This window comes from Exiguobacterium sp. PFWT01, from assembly GCF_018255795.1.
Taxonomy (GTDB): Bacteria; Bacillota; Bacilli; order Exiguobacteriales; family Exiguobacteriaceae; genus Exiguobacterium.
The window spans coordinates 42,501-69,174 of the sequence record NZ_CP073755.1 but is presented as its reverse complement, the minus strand read 5'-3'; the positions used below and the strand labels follow the sequence as shown (position 1 = coordinate 69,174).

Below are 26,674 nucleotides of genomic sequence, written 5' to 3'. Positions count from 1 at the left end.
TACATTAAGTATACTTTTTTTTATGAGTTGATACTACCGTCCATCTTCTCTTCTTTAAGTAAACGATACATTTCTTTCGCATCTTCTTTACGTGCATGTTCTGCGATTGAATCGATGACGACCGTGACGAGTTTGTTTCCGAAGCGAATTTGTAACTCATCTCCGACTTTGACTTCTGTACTCGCCTTCGCGACTTGCCCATTCAGTTGAATTCGTCCTTGGTCCGCCACTTCTTTTGCCAACGTGCGACGCTTGATTAGACGTGACACTTTTAAAAACTTATCTAGTCTCATAAACCTTTCTCCTTTGCCTCGTTCCAAAGCGCATCCATCTGTTCGAGTGTCATCTGGTGAAGGTCACCGTTCGCTTCCACATACTCGAATCGACGTTTGAACTTTCGGTTCGTCTGTTCTAATGCTTGCTCGGCATTCAGCCCGACGTATCGCGCAATGTTCACGATGGAGAACAATACGTCTCCAAGTTCCGATTCATCACTTAGGTCTTCATGCCATTCTTTTAACTCTTCTTCCAGTTTTTCGAAGGCACCGGATACGTCATCCCACTCAAATCCGACGTGAGCCGCTTTCTTTTGAAGTTGCTCCGCTCGCATCAATGAAGGTTGGTCGACGAGAACACCATCGAGTTGCGATTGTTTCTTTTCCCCTTTTTCCGTCTGTTTAATCGTATTCCAGTTTTTCACCACGTCAGAGGCATCTTCGACGGTGACATCGCCAAAGACGTGCGGATGGCGGCGTACCATCTTCTCACTGATGGAACCGATTACGTCACGAATATCGAAATAGCCTTCATCTTCTCCGATTTGAGCATGCAACATCACTTGGAGCAAGACGTCACCGAGTTCTTCGATGATGGCATCATCGTCTTCTGCATTGATCGCTTCAATCAACTCATACGCCTCTTCTAATAGATACTTGCGAAGTGACGCATGCGTCTGTTTACGATCCCACGGGCACCCGTCTGGTCCTCGAAGCGTTGCGATGATTTGTTTGAGTGTCGCAAAATCCTTCGCCAAATACGATTCATCCTCGAGCGGCGGAACGTAGAGCGTCGTCAAGTTGTTCACTTCCGCCATCCGGTCCATTTCGAATAACGGGATGTGCGCGATCCGCTCTTCTGTCGTACCGGCTGCCGTCACAAGGGTGACGGGATGGTCATCCGGATACCTTTCCATCAATTGCACTTTGACGTCACCCGCCACGAATCCATCGTACACTTGCCCGATGAGGACATGTTGAGTCACCTGCAAACGTTCAAGGTCGAGTGCGGTCGCATCAAGCAGTTGAAATCCATTGATTGGATCGATCCGGAGCGCCTGGAACATGGCATCGAGGAAGCTTTGTCCACCGAGCACATGAAGATCGGCCCCCCGTTCCACCAATAGTTCGACGGTCCGTTCCGCTACGAACGGGTGGCCCGGTACGGCGTATGTGATCGCCATTTCTTCACTTTTACTCAATAACGTCTCGACAATTTGATCGTATACTTCTTCAAACGTATCACTCGATTCATAGACCGAATCAAATGATTCGAACACGAGTCCTTCCGCTTCTAACTCTTGAACGACAGGGTGTTCTTTTGTGCGCAACCAGACGAGCGGTTGCTGTTTTAAATGGCGGTACACACCGAGCGGCAATTGATTCAACTCACCAGACCCGAGTCCGACCACCGTGATTGTATAACCCATATTAGTTCTCCTTTTTCTCGAGCACGTCGAGCAGACGACTTCCGAACGGGATCAGTTCCCATTCCGCAAGTGACAGCATTCGCGTACTCCATAGTCTCCATATATAGAGGACGGCACCGCTACACACCATTCCGATTAACCAACCGAACGCAGTGATTCGCGAGTCGACCCACATCTGACCTAGCCAGTTTAACACGGCAATGAGAATCAGCATGGGTACGAGGGCTTTCCATAGCGACTTATAGTGTTTCGATCGAAATGACCCGAGCGGAATCGAGCGGTCGAGCGCCCGGAAATTATAGAACGCCATCGCTAAAAATCCAATGGATGTTCCGATTGCCGCGCCTTCGATTCCGTAACTCGGGACGAGCCATGCGTTTACTGCACTTTTCACTAACATTGCGACGACCATGCTGCGTGCCGCGACCCACTCTCGGTCAATCGCCTGCAAACATGTCATGCTCGCAATCGCCAAGGAGGCAGCGAACGTGCTCGTCGCTAAGAAGACAAGGGCTCGTGTCCCAGATTCATCTTCAAACAGGGCCACATTTAAGAAAAACATGACACCCATCAATCCGATAGTCGCTGCACCAGCAATCGCCGTTGTCACACGAATCATCGACCGGAGTCCCTGCGTCGTCTTTTGCAGATGACCTGCCCGATAATGACGGACGAGCGTCGGCACATTGGCCATCCCGATGGTCGTGGTGAACAGGATGGCGAATTGCACGAGCGGATACCCTCGATCGAACACGCCTTTGCTCACTTTCGCCTCATATGTGCCACCCATCAAATTGACGATGGTGAAGGAGTCGACCAGTTGCATCCATAAAATCCCGAGTGATGCGAATCCGACCGCGAAACCCGTCGTCAACAAGAGTTTCATTCCTCTCCGAAACGTGACGCGGCGCACCCTCACAATCCGCACTCCTCGTGCGCGATAAACTAAAAAGGCAATCGCCACAAGCCCACCGATGAGTGTCGCACCGTACGCATACTGGCTAAGCGTATAGGCATCTTTTCCGAGTCGCACCCCAATCCACAATAACGATAGCATGACCGTCACGCGGACAAAGTTCTCGAGCACTTGCGACCATGCGCTCGGTCGTAAGTCATCTCTCGATTGAAATGCGCCGCGCAACACGGCTGACGCCGGCATGAGTAAATAACTTAAACTGATCACACGTAGCGCAGGAGCTAACTGCTCATCTCCGAGCCACCTTGCCAGGGTCGGGGCAAACAGCCATACCGTGACGACAAGCATGGACGAGAGTAGGAGTAAGGCGTAAAAGCTTCCCCATAAGACTTCTAACTTACGATTCGTCCCTTTCGCACCGACGCCGATTTTCGCAATGACGACCGGCATCGCATAAATGCCGAGTGACGCCACGATGGCCGCGAACGGATAGACGGTTTGATAGGCATAAAGCCCGAAGTCCCCCGCCAAGTTTTGATAGGGGACACGATAAGCGAAGCTGATCAATTTCGATACGTAGCCGGCAAGGGCGAACAGAACGACGCCTTGCGCAAACTTACTTGGCGACCGCATCGCCTACCAACCGCTTCATCAGTTCTTCTAATACAGTATCGGCATCATTCAAGAGCTCTGTTAGTGGCATCCGACCGCTGAGTGACAGTTTCAAGGCGCCGTCTTCTTGCCCTACGCCAAGCTTACGACCAAGAGGCATCGACCACTCCATGAAGGACGGGACATCGAGAGCCGTCGTCGATTCTTTTGATAAGACAATCTCGATGCGTCCTGGCGTCTGCTTGATTCGACTCACTTTTGCCAGTTCTCCATAAATACGTAGACGTGTCAATTGAATGAGCAGCGCGACCGGTTCCGGGAATTCACCAAACCGTTCAATCAGTTCATCTTGAAGGGCGAACAACGCGCTCGGCGTATCTACATATTTGAAGCGTTTGTACATCTCAATCTTCAATTCGCTATCTGACAAGTAGTCATCAGGAATATACGCATCGGCCTGGAACGTGATCTCCGGTTTGAAGACGACTTGTTTCGCTTGTCCACGCATACGGTCTTTCCGTTCCTCAATGGCTTCAGAGAGCATTTGTGAGTACAGGTCAAAACCGACCGAATCGATGAATCCAGACTGTTGTGCACCGAGTAAGTTTCCGGCTCCGCGAATCGACAAGTCGCGCATCGCAATCTTAAACCCACTGCCGAGCTCCGTGAACTCTTTGATGGCTTGAAGACGACTTTCTGCCACTTCCGTCAAGCGCTTGTCTTTCCGATACGTGAAGTACGCATAGGCGATTCGATTCGAACGTCCGACACGACCTCGGAGTTGGTAGAGCTGGGACAGCCCCATCTTGTCCGCATCGTGGACGATGAGGGTGTTGACGTTTGGAATGTCGATTCCTGTCTCGATGATTGTCGTCGAGACTAAAATATCCGCCTCGCCCTCTAGGAAGCTGATCAACTGACTCTCGAGCTCACTTTCAGTCATGCGTCCATGTGCCGTTGCAATTCGTGCATCGGGCAATAAGGCCCGAATCTCTTCCGCTTTTCGTTCGATCCCTTCGACGCGGTTATAGAGGAAGAACGCCTGTCCTCCGCGAGCGAGTTCACGTTCGAGCGCTTCACGCAAGACGATGCCGTCGTATTCCATGACGTATGTTTGGACAGGATAACGATTCTCTGGCGGTGTCTCTAATACGGACAAATCACGGATTCCGATCATCGACATATGCAATGTCCGTGGAATCGGAGTCGCCGTCAGCGTCAGGACATCGATGTTCGTCTTCAGCTGCTTCAGACGCTCTTTATGTTTAACGCCGAAGCGTTGTTCTTCATCGATGATCACGAGACCTAGGTTGGCGAACGTCACGTCTTTTGACAACACGCGGTGTGTCCCGACGACGATGTCGATGGTACCTTCTTTCAACCCTTTCTTCGTCGCGGTCATCTCGCTCTTCGAACGGAAACGACTCATGACCGATACGTTAATCGGGAATTCACTGAACCGCTCGAGCATCGTTTCATAATGCTGTTGAGCGAGGACGGTCGTCGGGACAAGGAATGCCACTTGTTTGCCGGCGAGCACGGCTTTGAACGCAGCCCGAATCGCCACTTCCGTCTTCCCGTATCCGACATCTCCACATAAAAGGCGATCCATCGGACGGGAGCGTTCCATATCCGCCTTGATTTCTGCGATCGAACGCACCTGATCTTCTGTCTCGGCGTACGGGAAAGAAGATTCGAACTGACCCATCTCTTCATCGTCCGGCGGGAACGCGAAACCGACCGAGGCCTCTCGTGCCGCGTACAATTTAATGAGCTCATCGGCAATATCTTCAACCGATTTGGCAACTTTCGATTTTACTTTCTTCCACTCGGTGCCGCCGAGTTTATAAATCTTCGGCTCTTTGCCTTCGGCCCCGACATATTTTTGGACGAGATCGATTTGGTCGACCGGCACGTAGAGGGCGTCGTCCCCTGCATAGACGAGGTGCAGATAATCCTGATGGATCCCACCGACCTCGATTGTTTTAATGCCAAGGTACTTCCCGATTCCATGGTGTACATGGACGACATAATCATTCGGCTTCAGCTCTTGGTAACTCTTGATTCGTTCGGCATTCGTCAAATTCTTCGTCTGACGTTTTCGTTTCGTCACACGCTTGAATAACTCTTCTTCCGATACGACAACGAGACGGCTCGTCGACAGTTCGAATCCACCTTCGATTTGACCGATGATGACCGAGACACGTCTCGGTTCTAACTCTCCATCGACATTGGTGAAAGTCGAGGCGATTCCATAGTCGGAAAGAAGCGCTTCGATTTTATCTGCACGCGACTTATCTCCCGCCAGTACGACGATGCGTTGATCACCTTGCTGCCATCGCTCGACTTCCTGTTTCAATAGATGCATCTGACCATGGAACGCCGGTAGTGGACGACAGCTCAAATGGACCGTATCGCTCTCCGGAATACCCGAACGACGAGACGGAAGCAAGGAGAACGCCACTTGCTTCAAGTCGCGGAAGACTTTATGCATCGGGACGGCGAGCGTGTAATTACTGACGGCTTCTCCTTTTTCAATGAGTGAAGAGAACCATTCCGCCTCTTCGCGGTCCTGTACGTCGGCAGCGTCATCGATTCGTGCCACCTCATCTAAAATGAGGACGGCGTCTTTCCCAACGTAGTCAAGGAGCGTGGACGTATAGAGCAATGGCGAATACTTCCCAACTTTCTCCGGAAGGTCTCCACGCTCAAGCCGCTCGATGTCTGTCACGACTCCTTCTTCAAGGGCTTGACGGATGACTTCATTTCCAATCAACTCGACGGTTCGGTCGTACTGTTTCCGAAGCGCACCGCCCGCCTGCTTCAGCTGATTCTCCGTTGCGATGAACTCGGTCGCAGGCGTAATGCACACTTCCCCCACTACACCAAGCGAGCGTTGCGTTTCCGCGTCAAACGTGAAAATGGAGTCAATCTCGGTGTCGAACAAATCGATTCGATATGGGCGCGCTTCCGTAAGAGGATAAACGTCTAGAATGCTCCCTCGTACGGAAAATTCACCAGGTGTGGTCACCGTTGCCGTTCGTTCGTAGCCCATGCCCGTCAATTGTTTCGCAAAATCCGCTAAATCGAGGTCACTTCCCGGCTTCAACATAACGCGACTATCTTGCCACGCTTCCGGACTCGGTACATAGCGTCGTAATCCACCAAGCGGCACGACAACAACGCCTCCTGTTTGGTCGAGGAGACGAGTACGGGCATCGATTCGGGCAGCTAGCAGTTCCGGACTAGACGTCAGTGACAGTTCACCTGCTAGCGTCTCATCGATTGGATATAAGAGCGTTTTGTCCGGACCGATGAGTGATTCAAGTTGATCGAACATCTTTTGGGCTTGATACATGTTATGCGTCACGACGACGAGACGTCTCGATGACGATTTCACGAGTCCCGCCAAGACGAGGGCTTTCGCGCTTGTCGTCAACCCCGTCACCAATTGACGGTCCACTTTTTGGAGTCGCTCTCGAATCACATTCGTTTCAGGGAGCGCCACCATAAATCTCTCTAAAGCATTCATTTGTTTTCCTCCAACTCATACGACAAAAAAGGGTGCAATGACCCTTTAGTTGTATCGATTCATCAGCGCCAGCCAATCTGTGTCCACAAAATCAGTGGCTGCAGTAACGGCGTTGTCGAGTGTTTCATTTAATTCCGGCAACTCGTCTTTACGATAGTTCATCAACACCCAGTCGACGACTTTAATCGGGTGCGGGGGACGACCGATTCCGAGCTTTAATCGTTTGAATTCAGCCGTTCCTAAGTGTTGAATGAGAGATTTGATCCCATTATGACCACCCGCGCTCCCTTTCGGACGGAAACGAAGCTTGCCGGGCACCATATCCAAATCGTCATAAATGACTAATAAATCATCAATCTCAATCTTATAATAATCTAAAATGGGACGGACGGCTTCACCCGACAAGTTCATATACGTGAGTGGTTTGACGAGTACTACGCGTTCACCATTGATTCTTCCCGTTCCCATAAGGGCATTAAACTTCGCTTCATTCAGCGAGATGCCATGCTTTTCGGCGAGACGGTCAATCGCTAAAAACCCGACATTGTGTCGCGTCATCTCAAACTTTTTCCCGGGATTCCCAAGACCGACGATGCATTTCATATCATTTCCTCCTGAACAAAAAAGCCCAAAGGCGAATGCCTCCGGGCCTCGTTTTTTTAATCGAATAGGGTACTGACCGATTTATGCTCGTGTACGCGCATAATCGCTTCCCCAAGCAAATGGGCGACCGACATTTGCTTGATCTTGCTCGAGCAAGGACGACCCGTCAAATCGATGGTATTTAAGACGACCAACTCTTTGATTGATGAATTGTCGATACGTTCCATCGCTGGACCAGAAAGGACTGGGTGTGTACAAGACGCATACACTTCTTTCGCACCCGCTTCGACGATAGCATCTGCCGCAAGTGTGATCGTTCCAGCTGTATCGATGATGTCGTCAATCAAAATCGCCGTTTTCCCTTCGACACTGCCGACGATATTCATGACTTCAGCGACGTTCGCTTTCGGACGACGCTTGTCAATGATAGCAATCGGCGCTTTCAAACGTTCTGCCAATTTACGTGCACGTGTCACGCCACCGTGGTCTGGAGAAACGACCACGATATCTTTCGCTTGAAACTCTTCTGTTTCAAAGTAAGTCGAGATGAGCGGTACACCAAGTAATTGGTCAACCGGAATATTGAAGAATCCTTGAATTTGCGCTGCATGCAAATCCATCGTGATGACGCGTGTCGCACCCGCTACTGTAAGAAGGTCAGCGACAAGTTTCGCCGTGATCGGTTCACGCGAGCGTGCTTTACGGTCTTGACGTGCGTACCCATAATACGGCATCACGATGTTGATCGTACGGACAGAAGCACGTTTGAGTGCATCGATCATGACAAGCAATTCCATGAGCGTTTCGTTTACAGGCGAGCTTGTTGATTGGATGACATACACATCATCTCCACGAACACTTTCCTCGATGTTGATATAGAGTTCACCGTCGCTGAAACGTTTGACTTGGCAATCGCTGAGCGGGACACCAATTTCTTTCGCGATTTCTTCAGCAAGCGGGCGGTTCGAGTTTAAGCTAAATAGACGAATTTCTCGTTCGTATACAGTAGACATGTTTAGGATTCTCCTCCGTTGTTTTCCATAATGATTGGCAGCAAGTTATCGTTTTGTGTAGCCTTCTTTATTCGTTTGGCGTTCGCGTGCAATCGCTAGCGCCTCTTCTGGTACATCACTCGTAATCGTCGATCCAGCAGCGACAATCGCGCCTTTCCCGACTTTTACAGGGGCAATCAAGTTGACGTTACAGCCGACGAACGCATCGTCTTCCACGACTGTTTCGAACTTGTTCTTGCCGTCATAGTTCACTGTGATCGAGCCACAACCTAAGTTGACGCGCTCACCGATTGACGCATCCCCGATATAGCTCAAGTGTGACGCTTTCGCACCGTCGCCGAACGTCGATTTTTTAATCTCTACAAAGTTGCCGACGCGCGTATTCGCACCGAGGACAGCTTGTTGACGTAAGTGAGCGAACGGTCCGACTTGAGCCGCCTCACCGATTCGGCTATCTGTCACGACAGACTGGCGTACGACAGCATGATCTTCAATCACACTGTTGCGGATGTCCGAGTTTGGTCCGATGACACATTCTGAGCCAATCGTCGTCTTACCAAGAATGACCGTTCCCGGATAAATGACCGTATCCGAACCGATGACCACATCTGGTGAAATGTATGTCGATGCCGGGTCCATGAAGGTAACCCCTTCACGCATGAGACGTTCATTTGTCCGTTTACGCATGATGGCCTCTGCTTGCGACAAGGCGACGCGGTCATTGACCCCAATTGTCTCATCAAACGTCGGTGCTGTATGCGCCGCAACCACTTCGCCCGCTTCTTTTGCGATTGAAATGACGTCAGGTAAGTAATATTCACCCTGTGCATTGTTGTTCCCGACTTGTTTGAGTGCATCAAACAACAATTCATTATCAAATACGTACGTCCCAGTGTTGATTTCATTGATGGCGAGTTCTGCCTCTGAAGCATCTTTATGTTCCACGACTTTCGTCACGTTCCCATCTTCACCACGAACGACTCGACCATATCCGGTCGCATCGTCAGCAATCGCAGTCAACACCGTGACTTTTGCTTGTTGCGCTTCGTGATGCGCGAGAAGGGCTTCTAACGTTTCGGCCGTGAGTAACGGTGTATCTCCACAGACGACAAGCGTCGCCCCTGATTTACCCGCAAGCTCTGCTTCAGCCATCTGAACAGCGTGCCCTGTTCCAAGCTGCTCTTCCTGGACCGCATACTCTACCCGTGTGCCGAGCGTGTCTTGTACCGCTTCCGCCCCATGGCCAACGATTACGATTTGACGACTGACACCGATTTGGTCTAACTGATCGACAACATGTTCGACCATTGGTTTCCCTAGAACCGGATGAAGTACTTTATATAACTTCGACTTCATTCGCGTCCCTTTTCCTGCTGCCAAAATGACTGCAAAACGCTCCATGCTTGATTCGCTCCTATCTCACAACAGCTGTGATTGGTCTGTATAGTTCGGCTTTTCTGCAACTAAATCCTATTTACACCGTTTCTACTATATCGAAACCATGCCTTCGTTTCAATAGTTGTACCGTTCCTTAACCATTGAAACGCAAAAAAACAGCGGTAGGCAACCTAACCGCTGTTTTCTGTCATTCATGTGTACCGTATGACACATGTTGTGGGTCAAGGATTTCCACATCCATATTGGAATAGGTTTCCAATACAGCCGCTTCGACCTTTTGTCGCATCTCCCCGTTAATCGGATGCGCAATATCCCGAAAAATCCCTTCTGGTGTCCGTTTGCTCGGCATGGCGACAAATAGACCGCTACTTCCTTCGATGATTCGAAGGTCATGTACAACGAATTCATGGTCAAGTGTGATTGAGGCCAACGCTTTCATTCTGCCTTCTGTCGCGACTTTGCGAATTTTTACGTCTGTGATCTGCATGTTTCGCATCCCCTTTTTCATCGTTGTCTACGCCATGGTGTGATCTTCTGTAAGGTTCAGTTGGTTTCAAACGAACGTCATGACTTCATATTGATAACTCTATACCCTCTAATCATAAAACGAAATCAAAATTTTGCCAATCACTTTAAGAATTGTTCCACATTCCCCCGCGAAATGGTGACAAGCCCTTCATCAGGATCGACATTCGTTAACTTCATCAAGCTGACGTATTCACTCACCATCTTCTTCTCGGCTCCTTCGGCCTCCATCAAGACACCGACGCCCGCAAGGTTGGCCTCGAATTCATTCAAGAGACTCATCATCCCACGAATCGTTCCGCCGGCCTTCATAAAGTCGTCAATTAGGAGCACATTCGCACCACGTGGCAGACTGCGACGTGCGAGCGCCATCGTACGGATCGCTTTCGATGAACCCGATACATAATTGATACTGACCGTCGAGCCTTCTGTGACACGGCTATCCGAACGAACGATGACAAACGGAACACCTAACTGCTCAGCGACCGCATAGGCAAGTGGAATCCCTTTCGTCGCAATCGTCATGACCACATCGACTTTCCGGTCGGCGAAGACGGACGCAAAGACCTGCCCCATCGGTTTCACCTGACTTGGATTACCTAGTACATCCGTGAGGTAGAGATAGCCTCCTGGTAAGAGACGCTCCGGTTTTGATAGTTGCTCACAGAGCGTGTCAATCATCTCCAGCGACTTTTCCTTACTCCATCCCGGGATGAACATGACACCACCGGCTGCACCAGGGACAGTGACCAGTTTTCCAATCCCATCATGGGACAACATTTCACTGACAATGACAAGATCTTCACTAATCGACGACTTTGCAGCTTTATAGCGACTTGAAAACATCGACAACGAGACAAGCTGATGCGGATGATCAAGTAAATAACGGGTCATATCGACGAGACGACCACTTCTACGAATTTTCATACGGATTCTCCTTCACATCTTCAATAATAAACGAATGTTCTATTGAGAATATATCACTTTCATTCGTTTTTGTTCAATGTCTTTTGCCGAGAATCCGAACGACGAACACTTCTGGGCAAAATCCTTTCAATCCATTATAGATTCGATGCGCTTTTTGCTCGTGTTCGATCAGCGCAAACACGGTCGGTCCGCTTCCACTCATGAGAACACCTTCCGCTCCGCAATGACGCATCGTTTCTTTGATCTGTTTCACTTCCGGGTGCAGCTTGAGTGTCACACTCTCAAGTGAGTTCCCAAGGTGTTCACAGATTCCATGAAAATCTTTTTGACGAATCGCCTCCACCATGGCATCGGTATCAGGATGATGTACCTCTTCCATACGCACTGCCCGATACACATCTGCCGTCGATACCCCAATTTTTGGTTTACCGAGAACGACATAGCACGGTGGCGGGGACGGAATCATTTCTAACTGTTCACCACGACCTCTTGCAATGGCTGTGCCACCGATGACACAAAACGACACGTCCGATCCGATCTCGGCACCGAGCTCTGCTAGCTCCTCTAATGACAAGTTCAATGAAAACAGTTCGTTCATCCCACGGAGCGTTGCCGCCGCATCACTCGAGCCACCTGCAAGGCCAGCTGCCACGGGAATCTGTTTATCGAGCACAATCTCGACCCCTTGCTGAATGTTAAAACGCTCGCGCAACAATGCTGCTGCTCGATACGCCAAATTTCGATGATCATTCGGCACATAGGCGTGTTCTGATTGAATCCGAATCTCATCCGATTCTAAAACTGTCAACTCCAAGCGATCTGCTAAGTCGACTGTCGTCATTACCATTTCTACTTCATGATAGCCGTCCGGACGCTTTCCGAGGACATCAAGTGTCAAATTAATTTTAGCCGGCGCTTTCACACTGATCGTGCGCATCACGTTCACCCTTCCCATTTGTCTCCTGTTCGCCATTGTACCGTAAACGGGCGCACAAAAAAAGAAGCAGCTGCCAATGCATCCGCCCCTCATTTATAAATCAATTGCCGAATTCAATTTTAACTGTATCCGTTAGGACATCAGCGTAGCTATACGAGACACGTTCCACATTATGCAGGTCTTCATCCAATTTCACAACGAACACCGCGGGATATGTCTCAACGAGCGTTCCAAACCGAGTAACAACTTTCTTACGACCGCCGTTTGCTTTCAACGTCAATCGTTCACCAACATGCGATTCGAGTTTTTGTCTGATTTCTTGTAACGTCTTTGGCATACGCTTCACCTCACTGTTACAAGTATAGCATAATTGAATATGAAAATAAAGATTAATATTATAACGACTCGTTTTCAGGTCGTCAACTATTTTTAAGTGGTAAAATTGTGTCAGACAAACGTGCGAATTCTTCTAGGCTTAACGTCTCTCCGCGACGTTTCGGATCGATTCCAGCCTCGTGAAGCGAACGTTCGAGTTCGACCTTATGTTCTTTCCCGATATAGTTTGTCAAATTGTTCAGGATGGTTTTACGGCGCTGAGCGAAGCTCGCACGAGCCACATCAAAGAAAAATGCCTCATCTTTCACTTGTACGGCCGGCTCTTTACGCATTCGTAGTGTAATGACGGCCGAATCGACGTTCGGTGCTGGGATGAACACGTTTTTCGGGACGATGAAACTGACTTCCGCCTCCGCATAATACTGAATCGCAATCGATAGCGAGCCGTATGCTTTCGTGCCAGGTTTTGCTCCAATCCGTTCTGCCACTTCTTTTTGAATCATCATGACGAGCGAACGGAACTTAACACCGCTCTCAAGCAATCGCATAATGATCGGTGTCGTGACATAGTAAGGTAAGTTGGCGACAACCGAAATATCTTCAATGCCTTCGTTTAAAAATTCTTGCTCCACGATCTCCCGTAAGTCTAGTTCCAATGCATCCCCATGGATGACTTTCACATGCGGATAAGGCGACATCGTATCGTCTAAAATCGGCAAAAGACGTTGGTCGATCTCAAGCGCAACGACCTTTTTGGCACGCTTGGCCGACTGTTCGGTCAATGAGCCGATTCCGGGACCGATTTCAAGGACACCGCTCACTTCACTCAGTTCTGCTGCTCCGACAATCTTACTCAAGATGTTCAAATCGATTAAAAAGTTTTGACCGAGCGATTTTTTGAATGAAAACCCATGTCGCTCTAAAATCGCTTTCGTTCGTTGGATTGTTGCAATGTCTTTCAACCCTGTTCCTCCTCTAATTGAGCAAGTGCCTGCTCCCACTCTTCGATCGTGACGCCGAGCGCCTCGACCCGTTTTACAAATTGTTTGGCATTCGGCTCACCGATTCGAAGCAACACCCCGAGTCGCTTCCGACGCGTCGCGGCCGCTGCTCCACCGATTAAATCCGCCTCCAATACCATTTTCCGTGTGACAATCGGTTGGTCCGTTTCGACACGCGGTTCAAACACTGCCCCTAAGACACGGCGAAGTGACTCTGGAGTCGCATGTTCCACACCGATTTTCCCACGTTTGTCCTTCGCCTCGGCACGAGGCAAGTGTGCGTGCTTACATCCTTTGACGCGTTCCTCGACAATCGCCCGAATACGGTCTCCCGGATAATCTGGGTCCGTCAAAATGATGACCCCGCGCTTCTCCTGGGCACGACGGATTCGTTCAATCGTCTGATCGGATACGGCAGATCCGTTCGTTTCAATCGTATCGACGTCGAACACTTCTTGAAGTCGTGCCGTGTCGTCACGCCCTTCTACGACGATAATTTCTTGTATTTTCTCACGCATTGTCTGATCCTTCTTTCTCTTCTTCCTGCTTCGGAATCACCCAGATGGTGAGCGGTTTGCGACCGAACGTCACAGCCTCTTCCTTTTCATCCATCATGATATCGATTTTTTGCCCTTTGATCGCACTTCCTGTATCCAAGGCAATCGCCATACCGATTCCCTCGACATACACGCGGGTCCCGAGTGGAATGATGGCAGGGTCGACGGCGATGATGCGCATGCCTTCATACAAAATCGTGTCGGTCACATCATATCCGCTTCTTGTCAGCACGCGTCCGTCATACGTCACCGTGTCTTCCGGATTGTTCGTATAAGCGGTCGCTTCCACAAGCAATTGTTTTGCGGATGAAAAATCAAGTACGTCATCTGTTTTCGGCGGTTCGGCAATCTCGACTTCAGCTTCCGGAATGAATGGGCTCGATTCATCCGCGGTCGTCGACTCAGGGTCGGTTACCGGTTCCGTGACTTTCTTCGTTCCCACTTTGATAATCTGCGGAATCGTTTTACGCAACGTCTCGACATCTGTTTTCGTACGATTTGTAATTGTACCATTTTCCACAGTAAGTGCATACCTTGTCCGTTCAAGTCCAGGAACCCCGACCTGCACCATTTGCATCACACCTTCTTCGAGCGTATCATCCTCTTCCTCGACCACTTCAAACGGGATCAACTCACTCTCATATTGAACGACATCACGATTCGTATTGACCGTAATCGTCAATCCTTCTCGGATCGGCGTGGAAGGGGCCGGCATGACCGTATCACTTTCCGTCACATCGATGTTCTCTTCCATTAAGAGTTGCTCCACATCCGTAGCCATTGTATAAATGGTCAACGCCTCTTGACCGACAATGAGATTCACGGCCACGACCGGTTGATATCGAATCGTCATCCCATTCGTCACCGGTGTACGGACTGATGGATACACCGTATCTCCGTCCCGTACCGTGACTCCGTATCGCAATAAGACATCCTCTACAGTCCGCTCACGCGTCTGCACCGTCTCCGTTTGACCGTAGCCAATCTGAAGTGAGACCTCGTGTGAACGCTCAATCCGGATTAGGCGGTCGTCTGGTACATCTTCACTGAGCGCCGGTGTGACATAATCTGATTCATCTAGTGTGATATTTAACTCTTCGAGCACCTCGAGAACCGAGTCGGCTCGTGTCTCATGCTCGATCACTACACCGTCATCGACGATTCGAATCGATTCAGGTTGTAACATCACGTACGCCACAGAAGCCGTCGCAATAATACCGATACTCGCTAATACACGCTTGATCATGGGAGTCGGAACAACTTCTTCGCGTTGACTGTCGTAGCAGCAGCGAGTTCATCGTAAGGCATATCGCGAAGAGTGGCGATTTCTTCGGCTACGTATTTGACGTACGCTGGTTCATTTCGTTTTCCACGGAACGGTGTTGGCGTCAAGTACGGGCAGTCCGTCTCGACAAGCAGACGATCCAGTGGCACTTCTTGCGCTACCGCCTTCGGAACTTTCGCATTTTTGAACGTGACCGGTCCTCCTAACGAAATATAGAAGTTCAAGTCTAGGCACCGAGGCAAAAGTTCGACGGACATGCTGTAACTATGGAACACACCACCGACTTCCTCAGCATGCTCTTCTTCTAAAATATCAAGGACATCTGCCGTTGCTTCTCGGTTATGAATGACAATCGGCATATTCGTCCGCTTGGCAATGGCGATTTGTTGACGGAAGAGGCGTTGTTGCACATCTTTCGGTGATTTGTCCCAATGATAATCGAGTCCGATTTCACCGAGTGCCATCACTTTCGGATGACTCATGAGTGTTTCGATTCGTGCTAAATCCGCATCCGTACAGTCAATCGCATCGACAGGATGCCATCCGACAATGGCATAAATATCTTCATGCGTTTCTGCCAGTTCAATGGCTCGATCGATGGTCGGTGTATCAAATCCAACAACGAGTAGCGGAGAAACGCCTGCTTCTCTCGCTCGCACAATCGTCTCCTCCACGTCTTCACTGAACTGTTCCGCATTGATGTGCGTATGTGTATCAATCAACATCTTGTTTCCTCCTTAGAAAAAGAGAGGGAGACCGCGGTCTCCCCCATTCCATTATTTGACGATGGCACCGTTCGGCATCTGGTCTGAGACCGTCGCGAGCTCGAGTTTCCCGTCACGATCCGCCGCTAGAATCATCCCTTGCGATAGTTCTCCACGGAGCTTGACTGGTTTCAAGTTTGCGACAACGATGACTTTCTTGCCAACCAAATCTTCAGGGGCATACCATTCAGCGATACCAGACACGATTTGACGCGTCTCTTTCCCAAGGTCGACTTGAAGTTTCAACAGTTTCTTCGCTTTTTTAATCTTATCGGCTTCGACGATTTGACCGACACGGAATTCGACTTGGTCGAAGACATCAATCGTGATTTCAGGACGAATGTCTTCGTCAGCTTCTTCTACTGATGCCGTCTCCGTCTCTTCAATCCGTGCTTTAGACGCCTGACGCATCATTTCTTGGATTGCATCGACTTCTTCTTTCACATCACGACGTGGGAAAATCGGTGTCCCGTCCGTCACGACTGCGTCACTAAAGTCTGCGAATGTATCCAACGCCTCCCATGACATATCCTCTCCCTCGAGTCCGAGCTGACGGAACATCTCTTTTGGAGCGCGCGTCATGAATGGTTGAATCATGATGGCAACATGACGAAGTACGCCCGCAAGATGTGTCATGACAGAAGCCAGCTCCTCGCGCTTCGACTCCTCTTTCACGAGAACCCATGGTTGTGTCTCATCGATATATTTATTCGCACGGCTGACGAGTTGCCAAATATTTGTGAGTGCGACCGAAAACTCCATGTGCTCCATGGCTTCTTCTGTTTTGCGTGTCGTCTCTTTCACCACGTTCAACAATTCTGCATCAAATACCGTGACATTTCCGTTATATGCCGGAATGTTTCCGTCGAAGTACTTTTTAATCATCGCAATGGTGCGATTCAATAAGTTTCCGAGGTCGTTCGCTAAATCAAAGTTCAAGCGGTCAACGAACGCTTCCGGCGTGAACGTGCCATCCGCTCCGAATGGAACTTCACGGAGAAGGTAATAGCGGACCGAGTCGAGGCCGTAACGGTCGATCAATGGGATTGGGTCCACGACGTTCCCTTTCGATTTCGACATCTTCCCATCCTTCATGAGCAACCATCCGTGCGCAAATACTTGCTTCGGTAACGGAAGGTCAAGCGCCATTAAGAGGGCTGGCCAAATGATCGTATGGAAACGGACGATTTCTTTCCCTACCAAATGAACGTCTGCTGGCCAGTAACGGTTGAAGAGTTCATCGTTGTCTGTACCGTATCCGAGTGATGAGATATAGTTTGTGAGCGCATCGACCCATACGTACACGACGTGCTTCGAGTTCGATGGGACTTGTACGCCCCAGTCAAATGTCGTACGTGATACAGCCAAATCTTGAAGACCTGGCTTTAAGAAGTTATTGATCATCTCGGTTTTACGAGATTCTGGCAAAATAAAATCAGGATGTGACTCAAAATATTCAATCAAGCGGTCCGCGTATTTACTGAGGCGGAAGAAGTAGCACTCCTCACGAACGAGTTCGACCGGATGTCCACTGTCAGGACTTTTTCCATCGACGAGCTGCGATTCAGTGTAGTATGTCTCATCCGGTACGGAATACCATCCTTCGTACTCACCGAGGTAGATGTCCCCATTTTTAAGTAATGTCTCGAAAACATGCTCGACCACTTTCTTATGACGGTCCTCTGTCGTACGGATGTAGTCATCGTACGAGATTTCAAGACGGTCCCATAAGACCTTGATTTCTTCCACGACTTCATCCACGAAAGCTTGTGGTGTCACGCCTGCTTCTTTCGCTTTTTCTTGAATCTTTTGACCGTGCTCATCCGTTCCTGTCAAATAACGGACATCAAAACCTTTTAAGCGTTTGTAGCGCGCAATCGCATCACCTGCTACCGTGGTATATGCGTGACCGATGTGCAGTTTTGCACTCGGATAATAAATTGGGGTTGTAATATAAAAAGTCGGCTTCGCCATGATTTATTCTCCATCCTTTCGACATATGCAATTTCCATTATACACGGTTCGACAAAAGAATTTCCAAACCTAATTGTTTGGAATTTTTTTGCGTTTTCTTCGTCATAAATGTTCCAAAAATACCCTTTCTTTGTTTCAAGTTCAAACTTACGGGGAAATTTAGGTATATATCGTTCTTGATTCGACAAATTTCGAAAATTTACTTTTCCAGATAGTAAGCAGTTGACTGCAATTGGAAAGTTTAGTATGCTTTTTGCTGTAGTCACATTGTCGAATTTTGACGATTCATGTCACCACGAGATTTCGACATCATTGGAGGAGGAAACACAAAATGAAATCTACAGGTATTGTACGTAAGGTTGATGAGCTTGGTCGTGTCGTTATTCCAATCGAATTGCGTCGTACACTCGGTATCGCAGAGAAAGATGCTCTCGAGATTTACGTCGACAACGATCAAATCGTTTTGAAAAAATATAAGCCAAACATGACTTGCCAAGTCACAGGCGAAGTATCAGATGATAACTTCAAATTGGCAGACGGCAAACTCATCTTGTCACCAGAAGGTGCACAACGTGTTCTCGTTGAGTTGAAGAACATGCTCGAAAATTACTACAGCGAAGAGTAAGCAAGGATTTCCTTGCTTACTCTTTTTTATGCAATTGATGATACGTATCGTATACATCATTCCGAGACTCGCCGCGGTCTTTCGCAGTTTGTTTGATTGCCGCGTTTGGTTTCAGTCCTTCTTCGATATAGTGAACCACGTGCTCGTATGCAGATAGTGTTTCCCACCACGTTGTCGTAGGTGCCGCCTCTGTCGCTCCACTCACCAAGACGACAAACTCACCACGCACTTCACCCTCACACCATGTCAACGCCTCATCCACAGTTCCTCTCAAAAACTCTTCAAACGTTTTTGTCAGTTCACGACCTAATACGATTTGTCGATTCCCGAATACTTGTCGAATCGCTGTCAACATCTCTTTCAAACGATGAGGAGCCTCATAGAAAATGACGGTGCCAGGTTCGTATTGAATCGATTCGAGAACCTCAACCCGATCCTTCTTCTTACGCGGCAAGAAACCGTAATAGAGAAAACGTTCAGTTGCAAGTCCCGATGCGACGAGTGCCGTGAGTGCTGCATTCGCACCGGGTAAGACGACAGCCGGGATGTTTGCCTCAATGGCTAATCGCACGAGATCGCTTCCTGGGTCTGAGATTCCAGGCATACCTGCATCTGAGACAACGGCAATCGACTTCCCTGATAACAGATCGTCAATCAGTCTCGGTCCACTCACTTCTTTATTGTGTTCATGATAGCTAATCAATTTTGTCGCAATGTCAAAGTGTCGGCAAAGCTTCATCGTTTGTCGTGTGTCTTCCGCTGCGATTAAGTCTACTTCCTGAAGGGTCCGTACCGCGCGATACGTCATATCCTCCAAGTTCCCAATTGGGGTCGGCACGACATACAACGTCGGTTGTTCAGTTTGATAGCTCTTCTGTGAATTCATTGGTCGTCCCCTCCATCAACTTCTCTTTTTGTGCTCGGGTCAATTGCTTGATGGACCATTCGTATCGCATGGCCTCTCGCTTCGTCTCAAACGATTGTACGTACCGAAGTCGTACAGGGAGACGGGCTTTCGTATATTTCGCACCTTTCCCGGCATTATGTGCAAGGAGTCGTTTTTCCACGTCTGTCGTATAGCCCGTGTAGTACGTTCCATCACCGCATTCCAAGATGTACGTATAATGTTTAGGCATCGAGAATAGCTCGCATCGCTTCTGTATACGTATCGTCTTCTTCATAGACAACAAATGGCGGTAAAATTTTAAGACCTGCTTTTCCATCTTTCGATCCCTCGATTAATAAGGTATTCGCCTCGCGTCCCGCTTTCGGGTAAACGAGTTGCATTCGTTTTGGTTCAATTCGATACGCACGCATCAACGTCAGGATATCCAGTAAACGTTCTGGCCGATGCACGAACGCCACTTTCCCTCCCGGTTTGACGAGTTGACTGGCCGTCTTGATGCAATCTTCTAACGTGCACAGCACTTCATGGCGCGCAATCGTATGATGTTCATTTTGATTTCGGAGTGACGTCTCGTTCGCTAAAAAATAGGGCGGGTTACATGTGATCACGTCATATCGTGCATGCCCGAGCTGCGCCGCTGCTGTTTTCACATCGCCCTTCACCACTCGAATTCGCTCTTCGAGATGATTGACCGCCATGCTTCGATTCGCCATGTCGACCAGTTTCGATTGAATCTCCACACCTGTTATCGTTCCTTTTGTACGATATGACAAAAAGAGCGGGATTGCCCCGGTACCGGCACACAAATCGACCAGCTGTCCTTTTTGGATCGGTACCCATACAAACTCTGCGAGCAGTACCGCATCTAATGAAAATGAGAACACATCATCACTTTGAATGATCTTACCTGGACGTCCGAGTAAATCATCAAGGCGTTCTCCATCCTTAACCGTTACCATCGTTTCCTCCTTCTATAAAAGAAAGGCGACGGATAGGGAACCCCTATCTATCGCCCCATATTAATGTTTATTGAGCATCGACAAACAGAAGAGACAGTCCCCATCTTTTCGTACCTGTCCGTAATGGAGGTTACAAATATGGAATCCTTCTTGATACAGCGCAGCTAAATTGTTCTGCCCTTTCCCAGACAATGCGATTTGTGAATCACCATTTGTCGTATCAACTTCTGCCAATTGTTCGACTTTTTCGCGTAAGTGATGATTCTCTAGATACATATGCTGGTTCTCTTCAAGCAAATAAGCGAGCTGCTCTTTTAACACGCCTAAATGTTCGGTGAGGAGCTGCATCTGTTGTTCGATCGCATCCACCCGCATCATCACTTCTTTTTTGTCCATTCTTTCCACTGCTCAGCACCCCATCACTGTTTTGACGGTTTTCGTTTAATCGCACCCACTTCAACGAGTTCATCAATCGTATATGTGACGACACGCGTCCGATCGTGGAGCTCAACTTGAATGAGTTGGTCCAAAATGTTAAGACCGATTACCCGACCATCACCTTCTGGAATTTTGATTCGCTTGCCGACGTCTGGTAAATCACGTTTCAGTTCTTCATATGTGTCGTTCTCATATTTCAAACAGCACATCAGACGACCACATACTCCAGAGATCTTATTCGGATTCAACGAGAGATTCTGGTCTTTGGCCATTTTGATCGAGACCGGTTCGAATTCCCCAAGAAATGACGAACAGCAAAGAACCCGACCACATGGCCCAATTCCGCTAAGGAGTTTCGCTTCATCACGAACGCCGATTTGTCGGAGCTCGATTCGTGTCCGAAACACACTAGCTAAGTCTTTTACCAATTCTCGAAAGTCGACGCGACCCTCGGCAGTAAAATAAAAGATCACTTTATTGCGATCAAATGTATACTCAACATCAACTAGTTTCATGTCTAATTGATGTTCTCGAATTTTTTCTTCACAGACGGCGTGAGCATCAACGGCTGCCAGTCGATTATCGCGTACGATATCCGCATCCTTTTGGTCCGCGACACGAAGGATTGTCTTCAACGGCAGGACGACTTCGTCTTCGCCGAGCTGCTTGTCGACTTGGACGATTTCCCCATACTCAATGCCACGTACCGTTTCAACGATGACATGGTCCCCACGTTTAAGCGTTGCATCGCCTGGTGAAAAGTAATAGATTTTTCCCGCTTCTTTAAAACGGACTCCAACTACTTCAAGCACGCGCTTCTATCCTTTCTGCAAATCGAACGAAAGTCGTTCGAACGTTAATTGAGGATTGACGTTTGCCTCAAGTCGCCGAATGGCCGCATGTACACTTTCAATCGCATGTGTAAGCTTGGTGACAGATCGATTTTGGATAAACGCGTTGTACAAGGCAGCCTCATTCTTAAATAGCTTCGGAGCATACGTATCTCGCACTTTTAAATGAAGTGCCTCCTCTAACCAATGTTCGAATAATTCAAGACCGACTCGCAACTCATTCCGTCCTTTGAAATGCCCTAACCATTTTTCTTGTGCGAACAAGAGCAACTCTTGAGGTCGTTTCGTCAATACTTCAATTAATTGTACCACTAGCCCGTACGCCTGTACAAACCACTCCTGCTCAAGTGCCTCTTTCGCGTCATCCCATTTCGGATAAACGGTCAAGGCAAGGTATGCCAAATCATACGTACAGGACAGTTCTTCTGACATTGTTTGCGCCAACTGAGCTCGGTCGATTGGACGAAAAGCAAGTTGTTGCGCACGCGAACGAATCGTTGGAAGAAGCAGCTGTGGTTGTGTCGTCACTAAAATAGCAAGCTTGCCTACACCCGGTTCTTCAAAGAACTTCAATAGACTGTTCGCCGCTTGAGTCGTCATCTTGTGCGCTTGGTGAATGACATACACTTGGCGATCGCCTTCAGCGCCTCGTAGTGATAAATCACTGAGCAGTTGTTGGATCTGTTCTTTTTTAATACTCGCACCGTCCGGCTCCACTTCAATGTAGTCGACGATATTTTTAGAATCCATGCGCCGACAGTTTCGACACACTCCACAAGGCTCTGCACCATCTGGTGATTCACAAAATAAGGCTTTAGCGAACAATGTGGCTGTATCAAGTAAATAAGGCTCATAATCTCCTGAGAAGATATACGCATGCCCCACTTTATTCGAAACGATTGAATTTTGAATAATGCGAGAAACGACAGTTTGCGACTCGCTCAATTCTTGAAAACGCATATGCCCAACTCCCATTAAAACTGATGGAATCCTTCGATCGGCAAGACGAATACCGTCGCCCCTCCGACTTGTACTTCGACCGGGTAAGGAATATATGAATCCGCATGTCCTCCCATCGGTGAGATCGGCGTGATCATTTGGTCGCGACTCGAGCAGTTCGATTGAATTACATCCATCAAATCATCAAGACGCTCTTGTGGAATCCCCATCATAAACGTTGTATTACCTTCTTTTAAAAATCCGCCCGTCGTGGCTAACTTTGTCGCGCGGAAATCTTGCTCGACGAGTGCGTCGGACAAACGTGCGCTATCCTTATCATGTACGATTGCAATTACCATTTTCATCATTTTTGTACGCCTCCTTGTTGTAGTCGTTCAATTGTATAGTCAAGTACCTCATCTTGAATGCATTCAATCGATTGATCGGCATCAATCCGAACGATGCGTTCTGGATACTGTTTCAGTAACGTTTGGAATCCTGCATAGACACGCTCATGGAATGCTTGATCACGACTCTCGATTCGATCAAGCTGTCCTCGATCTTTCATACGTGCACTCGCCCGTTCCGGATTTAAATCGAATAAAAAGGTTAAATCGGGCGTGAGACCATTCGTCGCCCATTCATTTAATGACCGAATCTGATCAAGGTCATACTGCAATCCATATCCTTGATAAGCAATGGATGCATCGATGAACCGGTCGCAGAGAACAATGGCGCCCCGCTCTAACGCTGGCCGAATCACTTGTTCCACGTTCTGTGCCCGTGATGCGGCATAGAGCATCATCTCCACACGTGGTGTCATCTCATGATGATCGGGAGACAATAACACTTCGCGAATCTGATTCCCGACCGTTGTTCCTCCAGGTTCTCGGGTCACGACGATGTCATATCCTTTTTGTTTTAAGTTTTCTACTAATAATTGAAGTTGTGTGGACTTTCCTGATCCATCAGGTCCTTCAACCGTAATAAACATTCCGCTCACGTTTTAAAACTCCTCTACAATAACGTCAATTTGCTCTATCATAACATGCTTACTAGCTTGAAGCTTCCTCCCTAAAGAAATCCATTCCCGGAGCACACGGATTTTTTCTTCTGTAATCCGCTCTCCTTTTAGAATCCATGGAATACCTGGTGGATATGGAATCACCGTCTCTGCTGAAATCAATCCGATTGCTTGGTCGAACAGAACTCGCTGCATTGGAAGAGCTGTTTCTGACGTATAGAGTTCAGACACGCGCTCGGTTTGTGGGAAGGGAAAGATCGTTTCATCGTCTTCAATGATCGGCACATGGGTAGATGCTTTTTTTATTAATTTGATCCAATGTTCGATTTCCTGTTTCTTTATTTCCCTCAATGGCAAGCAGAATAACACATGATCGACTGCCGCCAACTCGATGTCTATGCCGATTGAGGCGAGATGCTGACTAAAGATCAATCCATTCTTTGGATAAGTCAGAATCGTCACTTTCATAAAGTCATCTCCGACTTTTACAACAAAACCAGCTCGTTTTAATTCAAGAACAAATTGTGCATGGCTTTTTTGGATCGCGGACCATTCCTCATCCGTTAAACGTTCTAGATAAGAACGAGCATAATCCAATGAAGCCATGATGAGATAAGACGGACTCGAAGTCTGGAAAGAGGCTAATGCATGCTTCAAACGCGCTTCATCGATATGATCTTTATAGTGAACCCAAGCCCCCATGGTTAAGGCAGGCAACGTTTTATGAGCGGACTGCACGACTGCACTCGCTCCTTCGAAAATTGCAGAGCGACGTGGCAACTGTGGATGAATTAAATGAGCGCCGTGTGCTTCATCGACAAGCAATGGAATGTCTAACGGTGTCAAATAGTCCGAAATCGTTCGAATGTCTGCCATATCCCCGTAATAGGTTGGAGACGTCAACATGACGGCTCTCCCTCCAGGAAATTCTTGAATGGCCTGTTCGATCGTATCTAATGTTACGACCGTCGGGATACCTGTGCCGCGTTCAATGGTAGGCGTTAGTAATACTGGCTTTAATCCTAACCATTCGATTGCGTTCCAAATCGATTTATGTGAGTTCCGTTGAACATATACCCGTTCACCACGTTTCACTGTTGCCGCGAGCATACTCCAATTTCCCGCAGTCGATCCGTTGACAAGCCACTTACTGTTACTCGCGTATAGATTACCCAACGCACGTTCAGCTTGCTCGATGATTCCCGAGGCATCGTGCAAATCATCTAAATGCGCTAGCTCGGTCAAGTCGTAAGGCATGACCTTTGCGAATGCATCAGGTAAACGATCATCCATCACCGTACCGTTATGATGACCTGGTACGTGGAAAGAGACGCGGTGCTCGCGAACATGCTGTTCCAGAACCTCTAAAAATGTAAACGGATTTTCCCGAGCAGGAGCCATCTGTCATTCCTCCTAAACTATCAAAATATGAAAAAAGACGATCAAGCATATGCTTGATCGTCTTCTGCGTTGGCCTGGCAACGTCCTATCCTCACAGGGGGAGATCCCCCAACTACTTTCGGCGCTGAGACGCTTAACTTCCGTGTTCGGCATGGGAACGGGTGTGGCCGTCTCGCTATCGCCACCAGACTTTACAGGGTTTGTTCCCTGAAAACTGAGGATTCATCAACACAAACCATTAGACTAGATCAAAGCCTCGACCGATTAGTATCATTCAGCTCCACGTGTCGCCACGCTTCCACCCATGACCTATCTACCTCATCGTCTCTGAGGGGTCTTTCTTGATTGCTCAAAGGGAAATCTCATCTCGGAGGGGGCTTCATGCTTAGATGCTTTCAGCACTTATCCCGTCCGCACGTAGCTACCCAGCGGTGCTCCTGGCGGAACAACTGGTACACCAGCGGTGCGTCCATCCCGGTCCTCTCGTACTAAGGACAGCTCTCCTCAAATTTCCTGCGCCCACGACGGATAGGGACCGAACTGTCTCACGACGTTCTGAACCCAGCTCGCGTACCGCTTTAATGGGCGAACAGCCCAACCCTTGGGACCTACTCCAGCCCCAGGATGCGATGAGCCGACATCGAGGTGCCAAACCTCCCCGTCGATGTGGACTCTTGGGGGAGATCAGCCTGTTATCCCCAGGGTAGCTTTTATCCGTTGAGCGATGGCCCTTCCATGCGGAACCACCGGATCACTAAGCCCGACTTTCGTCCCTGCTCGACTTGTAGGTCTCGCAGTCAAGCTCCCTTCTGCCTTTGCACTCTTCGAATGATTTCCAACCATTCTGAGGGAACCTTTGGGCGCCTCCGTTACTGTTTAGGAGGCGACCGCCCCAGTCAAACTACCCGCCTGACACGGTCCTCCAGCCGGATCACGGCTGCGAGTTAGAGACTCTATACGCAAAGGGTGGTATCCCAAGGGTGTCTCCACCGAAGCTGGCGCTCCGGCTTCACAAACTCCCACCTATCCTGTACATCGCGTACAAAGCCTCAATATCAGGCTGTAGTAAAGCTCCATGGGGTCTTTCCGTCCTGTCGCGGGTAACCTGCATCTTCACAGGTACTATGATTTCACCGGGTCTCTCGTTGAGACAGTGCCCAAATCGTTACGCCTTTCGTGCGGGTCGGAACTTACCCGACAAGGAATTTCGCTACCTTAGGACCGTTATAGTTACGGCCGCCGTTTACTGGGGCTTCGGTTCAGTGCTTCTCTTGCGATGACACATCCCCTTAACCTTCCAGCACCGGGCAGGCGTCAGCCCCTATACTTCATCTTGCGATTTAGCAGAGACCTGTGTTTTTGCTAAACAGTCGTTTGGGCCTATTCACTGCGGCTTATGTTTCCATAAGCGTCCCTTCTCCCGAAGTTACGGGACCATTTTGCCG

At 48.7% G+C, this 26,674-nt stretch carries 26 protein-coding genes and 2 rRNA genes (1 of these 28 running past the window's edge); 1 reads left to right on the top strand and 27 read right to left on the bottom strand.

Annotation, left to right across the window (positions count from 1 at the left end; translation table 11 throughout):
• Window positions 1-20: 20 nt before the first annotated feature.
• From KD909_RS00365 to metG, 16 genes are all read right to left on the bottom strand, one after another.
• Window positions 21-293: an RNA-binding S4 domain-containing protein gene (locus KD909_RS00365; RefSeq protein ID WP_012727726.1), complete on the bottom strand. Its 273-nt coding sequence runs from the start codon at window positions 291-293 to the stop codon at window positions 21-23.
• A complete protein-coding gene (mazG, locus tag KD909_RS00360) occupies window positions 290-1,705 on the bottom strand; it encodes a bifunctional methyltransferase/pyrophosphohydrolase YabN (protein ID WP_012727727.1) in 1,416 nt (471 codons plus the stop codon). The genes KD909_RS00365 and mazG overlap by 4 nt, the downstream gene beginning before the upstream one ends.
• Before the next feature lies 1 nt (window position 1,706).
• Window positions 1,707-3,254, bottom strand: a complete 1,548-nt coding sequence (locus KD909_RS00355; RefSeq protein ID WP_211782046.1) for a polysaccharide biosynthesis protein — start codon at window positions 3,252-3,254, stop codon at window positions 1,707-1,709.
• Window positions 3,238-6,765: a transcription-repair coupling factor gene (gene mfd, locus KD909_RS00350; protein WP_053001397.1), complete on the bottom strand. Its 3,528-nt coding sequence runs from the start codon at window positions 6,763-6,765 to the stop codon at window positions 3,238-3,240. The genes KD909_RS00355 and mfd overlap by 17 nt, the downstream gene beginning before the upstream one ends.
• A 45-nt stretch (window positions 6,766-6,810) precedes the next feature.
• The gene (gene pth, locus KD909_RS00345; protein WP_012727730.1) at window positions 6,811-7,368 is read right to left on the bottom strand and encodes an aminoacyl-tRNA hydrolase; all 558 of its coding nucleotides are present in this window, start codon (window positions 7,366-7,368) and stop codon (window positions 6,811-6,813) included.
• A gap of 56 nt (window positions 7,369-7,424) precedes the next feature.
• The gene (locus KD909_RS00340) at window positions 7,425-8,381 is read right to left on the bottom strand and encodes a ribose-phosphate diphosphokinase (RefSeq protein WP_012727731.1); all 957 of its coding nucleotides are present in this window, start codon (window positions 8,379-8,381) and stop codon (window positions 7,425-7,427) included.
• Window positions 8,382-8,426: 45 nt separating this feature from the next.
• Window positions 8,427-9,782: a bifunctional UDP-N-acetylglucosamine diphosphorylase/glucosamine-1-phosphate N-acetyltransferase GlmU gene (glmU, locus tag KD909_RS00335; RefSeq protein ID WP_012727732.1), complete on the bottom strand. Its 1,356-nt coding sequence runs from the start codon at window positions 9,780-9,782 to the stop codon at window positions 8,427-8,429.
• A 184-nt stretch (window positions 9,783-9,966) separates the two neighbouring features.
• Window positions 9,967-10,266, bottom strand: a complete 300-nt coding sequence (gene spoVG / locus KD909_RS00330; RefSeq protein ID WP_012727733.1) for a septation regulator SpoVG — start codon at window positions 10,264-10,266, stop codon at window positions 9,967-9,969.
• Window positions 10,267-10,406: 140 nt separating this feature from the next.
• Window positions 10,407-11,231 carry a pur operon repressor gene (purR, locus tag KD909_RS00325; protein ID WP_012727734.1) on the bottom strand — a complete coding sequence of 275 codons (825 nt, stop codon included), beginning with the start codon at window positions 11,229-11,231 and terminating at the stop codon, window positions 10,407-10,409.
• 73 nt (window positions 11,232-11,304) lie between these two features.
• Window positions 11,305-12,168, bottom strand: coding sequence for a 4-(cytidine 5'-diphospho)-2-C-methyl-D-erythritol kinase (gene ispE, locus KD909_RS00320; RefSeq protein ID WP_211782045.1), 864 nt, complete (start codon window positions 12,166-12,168; stop codon window positions 11,305-11,307).
• Between the two features lie 100 nt (window positions 12,169-12,268).
• The gene (locus tag KD909_RS00315) at window positions 12,269-12,505 is read right to left on the bottom strand and encodes a Veg family protein (RefSeq protein WP_012727736.1); all 237 of its coding nucleotides are present in this window, start codon (window positions 12,503-12,505) and stop codon (window positions 12,269-12,271) included.
• An 82-nt stretch (window positions 12,506-12,587) separates the two neighbouring features.
• Window positions 12,588-13,466, bottom strand: coding sequence for a 16S rRNA (adenine(1518)-N(6)/adenine(1519)-N(6))-dimethyltransferase RsmA (gene rsmA, locus KD909_RS00310; RefSeq protein ID WP_012727737.1), 879 nt, complete (start codon window positions 13,464-13,466; stop codon window positions 12,588-12,590).
• On the bottom strand, window positions 13,463-14,023 hold the full coding sequence (rnmV, locus tag KD909_RS00305; RefSeq protein ID WP_211782044.1) for a ribonuclease M5: 561 nt from the start codon (window positions 14,021-14,023) through the stop codon (window positions 13,463-13,465). Before rnmV ends, rsmA begins: the two co-directional genes overlap by 4 nt.
• Window positions 14,016-15,308 carry a 3D domain-containing protein gene (locus KD909_RS00300; protein WP_211782043.1) on the bottom strand — a complete coding sequence of 431 codons (1,293 nt, stop codon included), beginning with the start codon at window positions 15,306-15,308 and terminating at the stop codon, window positions 14,016-14,018. Before KD909_RS00300 ends, rnmV begins: the two co-directional genes overlap by 8 nt.
• Entirely contained in the window at window positions 15,305-16,072 is a 768-nt protein-coding gene (locus KD909_RS00295) for a TatD family hydrolase (protein ID WP_031421805.1), read from the bottom strand. The genes KD909_RS00300 and KD909_RS00295 overlap by 4 nt, the downstream gene beginning before the upstream one ends.
• 51 nt (window positions 16,073-16,123) lie before the next feature.
• Window positions 16,124-18,085, bottom strand: coding sequence for a methionine--tRNA ligase (gene metG, locus KD909_RS00290; RefSeq protein WP_211782042.1), 1,962 nt, complete (start codon window positions 18,083-18,085; stop codon window positions 16,124-16,126).
• A 331-nt stretch (window positions 18,086-18,416) separates the two neighbouring features.
• On the opposite strand from metG, the gene KD909_RS00285 reads away from it, so the two are divergent.
• The gene (locus KD909_RS00285) at window positions 18,417-18,710 is read left to right on the top strand and encodes a transition state genes transcriptional regulator AbrB (protein ID WP_012727742.1); all 294 of its coding nucleotides are present in this window, start codon (window positions 18,417-18,419) and stop codon (window positions 18,708-18,710) included.
• A gap of 16 nt (window positions 18,711-18,726) precedes the next feature.
• Here KD909_RS00285 and rsmI read toward each other — a convergent pair whose 3' ends face one another.
• From rsmI to KD909_RS00230, 11 genes are all read right to left on the bottom strand, one after another.
• Window positions 18,727-19,596, bottom strand: coding sequence for a 16S rRNA (cytidine(1402)-2'-O)-methyltransferase (gene rsmI, locus KD909_RS00280; RefSeq protein ID WP_211782041.1), 870 nt, complete (start codon window positions 19,594-19,596; stop codon window positions 18,727-18,729).
• Window positions 19,568-19,846: a GIY-YIG nuclease family protein gene (locus tag KD909_RS00275; protein WP_012727744.1), complete on the bottom strand. Its 279-nt coding sequence runs from the start codon at window positions 19,844-19,846 to the stop codon at window positions 19,568-19,570. Before KD909_RS00275 ends, rsmI begins: the two co-directional genes overlap by 29 nt.
• Window positions 19,839-20,576, bottom strand: coding sequence for a tRNA1(Val) (adenine(37)-N6)-methyltransferase (locus KD909_RS00270; RefSeq protein WP_012727745.1), 738 nt, complete (start codon window positions 20,574-20,576; stop codon window positions 19,839-19,841). The genes KD909_RS00275 and KD909_RS00270 overlap by 8 nt, the downstream gene beginning before the upstream one ends.
• 60 nt (window positions 20,577-20,636) lie before the next feature.
• Window positions 20,637-20,972: a DNA replication initiation control protein YabA gene (gene yabA, locus KD909_RS00265; RefSeq protein ID WP_012727746.1), complete on the bottom strand. Its 336-nt coding sequence runs from the start codon at window positions 20,970-20,972 to the stop codon at window positions 20,637-20,639.
• A gap of 23 nt (window positions 20,973-20,995) precedes the next feature.
• Entirely contained in the window at window positions 20,996-21,826 is an 831-nt protein-coding gene (locus tag KD909_RS00260) for a PSP1 domain-containing protein (protein WP_012727747.1), read from the bottom strand.
• Window positions 21,827-21,832: 6 nt separating this feature from the next.
• Window positions 21,833-22,825 (bottom strand): DNA polymerase III subunit delta', encoded by a 993-nt coding sequence (locus KD909_RS00255; RefSeq protein WP_012727748.1) that lies wholly within the window; start codon window positions 22,823-22,825, stop codon window positions 21,833-21,835.
• A 14-nt stretch (window positions 22,826-22,839) separates the two neighbouring features.
• Window positions 22,840-23,169 (bottom strand): cyclic-di-AMP receptor, encoded by a 330-nt coding sequence (locus KD909_RS00250; RefSeq protein WP_031421800.1) that lies wholly within the window; start codon window positions 23,167-23,169, stop codon window positions 22,840-22,842.
• Entirely contained in the window at window positions 23,169-23,807 is a 639-nt protein-coding gene (gene tmk, locus KD909_RS00245; protein ID WP_012727750.1) for a dTMP kinase, read from the bottom strand. The genes KD909_RS00250 and tmk overlap by 1 nt, the downstream gene beginning before the upstream one ends.
• Before the next feature lie 3 nt (window positions 23,808-23,810).
• The gene (locus tag KD909_RS00240; RefSeq protein WP_211782040.1) at window positions 23,811-25,229 is read right to left on the bottom strand and encodes an aminotransferase class I/II-fold pyridoxal phosphate-dependent enzyme; all 1,419 of its coding nucleotides are present in this window, start codon (window positions 25,227-25,229) and stop codon (window positions 23,811-23,813) included.
• 72 nt (window positions 25,230-25,301) lie between these two features.
• Window positions 25,302-25,418: ribosomal RNA gene (rrf, locus tag KD909_RS00235) — 5S ribosomal RNA — on the bottom strand.
• Window positions 25,419-25,473: 55 nt separating this feature from the next.
• Window positions 25,474-26,674: ribosomal RNA gene (locus KD909_RS00230) — 23S ribosomal RNA — on the bottom strand; it runs 1,713 nt beyond the window's last position.